The sequence below is a fragment of the Anaplasma marginale str. Florida genome (assembly GCF_000215485.1).
Taxonomy (GTDB): domain Bacteria; phylum Pseudomonadota; class Alphaproteobacteria; order Rickettsiales; family Anaplasmataceae; genus Anaplasma; species Anaplasma marginale.
Genome location: NZ_AFMS01000174.1, coordinates 1 through 4,070 on the forward strand (window position 1 = coordinate 1; position 4,070 = coordinate 4,070).

General features: G+C 50.6%; 5 protein-coding genes and 1 pseudogene. All 6 read left to right on the forward strand.

The window, feature by feature from the left end:
- Positions 1-1,858 (forward strand): TRAP transporter fused permease subunit (locus GAC_RS04855; protein ID WP_241760165.1); only part of this gene is annotated, 1,858 nt, incomplete at its 5' end.
- 6 nt (positions 1,859-1,864) lie between these two features.
- A complete protein-coding gene (locus tag GAC_RS04860) occupies positions 1,865-2,452 on the forward strand; it encodes a CvpA family protein (RefSeq protein WP_010262814.1) in 588 nt (195 codons plus the stop codon).
- 64 nt (positions 2,453-2,516) lie between these two features.
- Positions 2,517-2,846 (forward strand): 30S ribosomal protein S6, encoded by a 330-nt coding sequence (gene rpsF / locus GAC_RS04865; RefSeq protein WP_010262817.1) that lies wholly within the window; start codon positions 2,517-2,519, stop codon positions 2,844-2,846.
- A 12-nt stretch (positions 2,847-2,858) separates the two neighbouring features.
- On the forward strand, positions 2,859-3,149 hold the full coding sequence (gene rpsR, locus GAC_RS04870) for a 30S ribosomal protein S18 (RefSeq protein ID WP_029209673.1): 291 nt from the start codon (positions 2,859-2,861) through the stop codon (positions 3,147-3,149).
- Positions 3,150-3,168: 19 nt separating this feature from the next.
- Entirely contained in the window at positions 3,169-3,831 is a 663-nt protein-coding gene (rplI, locus tag GAC_RS04875) for a 50S ribosomal protein L9 (RefSeq protein WP_012658830.1), read from the forward strand.
- A 26-nt stretch (positions 3,832-3,857) separates the two neighbouring features.
- Positions 3,858-4,070, forward strand: a pseudogene (gene glyA, locus GAC_RS04880) (serine hydroxymethyltransferase); the annotation flags it as partial.

The following is a 4,070-nucleotide window of genomic DNA, read 5'->3' on the forward strand; positions in this document are numbered from 1 at the left end:
CCTTCACTATTCCCCTAATGAAAAAATGGGGATGTCTCCGGAAAAAGCCGCAGCTGTCGAAGTTTCTGCGGGCATAAACGGGCAGGTAACCCCACCGGTGATGGGAGCTGCAGCGTTTTTGATGGCAGAGTTTTTAGCGTTGCCGTATGCGGATGTGGTGAGACATGCTCTGATACCGGCGGCTATGGTTTATATAGGGCTACTTGTAATTGTGCACCTTGAAGCTTGCAGGCTGAACCATTGTGGGCAGCCCACTGAGGAAAAAACCGGCCATCCGTCGGGGAGCAGGCTGCTATCCGTCTCTACTTCATTGCTGAAGTTTGCCATATGTGCGACCTCTATCGCGCTGTTGTTTGGGATGTCATTTGTCGTGATTAACGGAATTGACGTGTGGGGGTTGCACATTCCGGGATTGAAGACAATTTTCCGCGAGAACGGCATGTATTTTGTCGCTTTGATTCTGGCGCTCGTATACATTGCGCTGCTTTGCGGGAAAGATACAAGCAAGAATGACACGACCGAAGAGGCTTTGAATTTTGCTGAAGAAAATGGCTCCAGTGCCTGGAATGTAGCCAAGCAGGGGCTGCACTACTTCATGCCCGTATTCATACTCGTTTGGTCTTTGGTGGTGGAGAGGGTGTCTACGTCTCTTGCATGCTTTTGGACCAACATGTTCTTGGTCTTTATGCTACTTGCAGAAGGTGTAGTGGCCTCACTGAAAGCGCGCAATTTTTCCGGTATACTCCCAGCGGTGTATGCTGGCGTCAAAAACGTGGGTGCGGCAATGATTGTCAGCTCGAAGAACATGCTTCCTGTTGCTGTTGCAACCGCCACCGCGGGTCTGGTCGTAGGCACTGTTGGGTTGACTGGGTTTGGTCTTACCATAGGCTCATTTGTTGATGCGCTTGCAGGCGGTAACCTGTTTGTTGCGCTCTTGGTGACTGCGTTCATATGCATAGTGTTGGGCATGGGCATGCCCACTACTGGGTGCTACATAATAGTCTCGACGCTGGTTGCTCCTGTGCTGAGTATGGTGGCGCACAAAAACGGTATAGCAGCGCCTCCTGTTGCGCTGCACCTGTTCGTGTTTTATTTTGGCCTGATGGCTGATGTAACGCCTCCGGTGGGCATAGCCTCCTACGCTGCCGCCGCCATAGCGTCTGCGAACTCCTTCAAGACGGGAGTGCAGTCGTTCTTGTACAATATAAAAACCATGGTCATTCCCTTCATGTTCATGTTCGATAGCAACATAATTCTACACGGGGTTGACAATGCCTGGGTGGCTGCTGCACGAATTGTGCTAGCTTTGGTAAGCGTGCTCGTCCTTTGTGCTGGGATGCAGGGATATTTTTTCAGGCGTAACCGGGTGTATGAGTCTGTCATACTAGTTTGTGCGGGATTAATGCTAATGGCGCCCAATTACCTTGCCGGGCTGCTCGTCGACAACCGTGAGGCGTTGTCTCTTTCCGAGATTAACAGCAAGGTTGTCACTGTTAGGCAGGGAGACAAGGTTTTGGTAAACTACGAGCGGGCAATTACAGGTGGTAACGTGGGGCCGAAAGGCGGAGGATACGTTATTGTACCGGTGCACGAGGAATTCATGGGTGACGTGTCTGAGATGATGGACAGGAAAATAGGCGTTTCTGTGGCGGCAAAGCCCGTGGATGGCAAACTTCTAGTATCCAACATCAGCAGCGAGGGATATGTCTCCGCCGACATATGGCAGGGGGACTTCATAACTGGATTATCTGTTTTACGTGGAAGTCGTGGCGGATATTACGTTATAGCCCTATCCATTCTGATAGTAGCAATGGTTGCACTTGTACAAGCGCGCAGCAAGAAGTTGCAATATAGGTGAGGGGCCATGGTTTTGGACGCCGCTATGGCGCTTGTTGTACTGTCCCTAACGGCCCTGGGGTTTTTAAGAGGGTTCATTAAGGAGGTGTTTGCCATTGCCGGAATGGTGGCGGCTGTGGCGGTAACTGCCAGCTACAGCGACTATTTCGCTGAGGCTTACGGCACGCGTGTGCACTCGGAAGTTTTGGCTAGAATCCTATCAGGGGTCACTGTGTTCGTTGGGGTTATGACTTGCGTAGTCCTGGTTAACGGTGTGATAGTGCGGCTCCTTTCACCTCTTAGGCATAATGCTTTAGATAAAGCAGCGGGGTCAATTGTAGGTATTGCGAAAGGCCTGGCGGTCGCCTACTGTGTGTTTTTTGTTATGGAAACCTTTCTATACACATTTGCCCCACGGTCTGCGGAGGATGATGCCGAGGTCGTGTTGCCTGCCTGGTTTTCTAACACGTATTCATATAATTTCTTTTCTGCTGCGAGTGAATACATGGGGAGCATAATTCCAGAACTCGCATACGACAGAATAGGCGTGGTTGCGCGTGAGTTGCTTGACAAAGAGCAGGGGGATGATTCCGAGTATGACGGAGAAAAACCGTGATATTTCTTGATTGTATCCCGCGGTCGTATATAATACGCCGGTAGAGTTTTTAGCGGGTTTTTTTGTGCCTATTTATGAGTTTGCTTTTATTGCGCAACAGGGTCTCACTCAATATGAATTGGAAGGTCTTTCTAAGGGGCTGTCTGCGCTGCTGGTTAAGATAGGCGCTGAGCTCGTTAAGTATGAGTATTGGGGGCTTCTGGATTTTGCTTACAGCATAGCGAAAAACAACAAGGGGCACTATTGCATGATGTATATTCGTGCCGAACCCGCCGCGATGGATGAGTTCCGGCGTAGGGTTAGGCTGAATGAGGATGTGCTGAGGTTTTTATGTTTGAAGGTGGACAAGGTCTGCGAGGGCAAGTCTGCCATGATGGGTTCTGATCAAGACTAGGTGGAGGTATCTGTGCTTCAAGGAGGTAAAAAAGACGGCGGTAAGGGAGATTCGGGCGGCGGTGCGCATTCTCCGTTGGTGTATCTCAAGAGGCCGTACTTCAGAAAGTCGAGGTCCTGTCCCCTAGCGCAGTGTCCCGATGAAGACATAGATTATAAAAATAGGGCGCTGCTCTCTAAGTTCGTTTCGGAGTACGGTCGGATATTGCCGAGTAGGATTACTTCGGTTTCTTCTAGGAAGCAAAAGCTTCTGGCACGTGCTGTCAAGCGGGCTAGATTTCTCGCTCTGTTGCCGTATTGCTAATTTGTGGTTTGTATATTAAATGTTATCGGTAATTCTGAAATCCAGCGTTAGGGGTCTTGGCAAAGCTGGTGAAATCGCCAAGGTCAGACCGGGCTATGCGCGGTATCTTTTGGCAGATGGCAAGGCGGTGCGTGCCACCAAGGATAATGTTGCGCTTTTAGAACAAAAGCTTGCCCTCATAGAGGAGGAGAACAGCAAGAAACTTGCGGAAGCCGAGGGGGTGGCCAAGTCCCTGGGAGCTGAGCGCCTCATCATTGTCAGACAATCCTCTGATGACGGTAAGCTGTTCGGGTCTGTGACCGTTAGAGACGTGTCCAAGTTGCTTTGTGATCTCGGGTACGATATTCAGCCGAGGTGTGTATCTTTTAGTGAGGTGATAAAGCGCACTGGAGAGTATGAGATAAACGTAGAGTTGCATGCCGATTTGGTTGCTACGTTGCGGTTGCATGTGGTCAGGAACGAATCTGAAGCTGAGAGGGTCAGACTAGGAATTGCTAAGAGCGAAGACCAAGCGGCTGCAGCTGCTGAGGTTGAGCAGGCAGAAGATGTTGCGGCTGCTGAGCAGCAGGATTCAAGCCCGGTGGATGACCATGCAGATGATGCGGATGGTGTCGCCGACGGTGAGGGCCGTGATGAGGGTGCTGGCGACGCTTCTGATGAGGAAGAAATGCCCTCTACTTGAGATACTGACGATATTTGTAGGGGTTTATGGTTGGGTACATTGGCAATGTTGATATAGGAGTGTTTGACGCCGAGGTTGCAAACAGCATATCGGCGGAACTGGAAAGGCAGAACACTCTGCTGCAGATGATCGCGTCGGAAAATTTTGTGAGTCGTGCGGTCCTGCAGGCCCAGGGTTCTGTGCTAACTAACAAATACGCTGAGGGTATGGCGGCAGCAGGTACTACGTGCGGTTGCGCC

What these genes read in the sequence shown, in the direction of transcription:
- GAC_RS04860 (WP_010262814.1), top strand. Translation starts at nt 1,865, where the DNA reads ATGGTTTTGGACGCCGCTATGGCGCTTGTTGTACTGTCCCTAACGGCC.
- rplI (WP_012658830.1), top strand. Translation starts at nt 3,169, where the DNA reads ATGTTATCGGTAATTCTGAAATCCAGCGTTAGGGGTCTTGGCAAAGCT.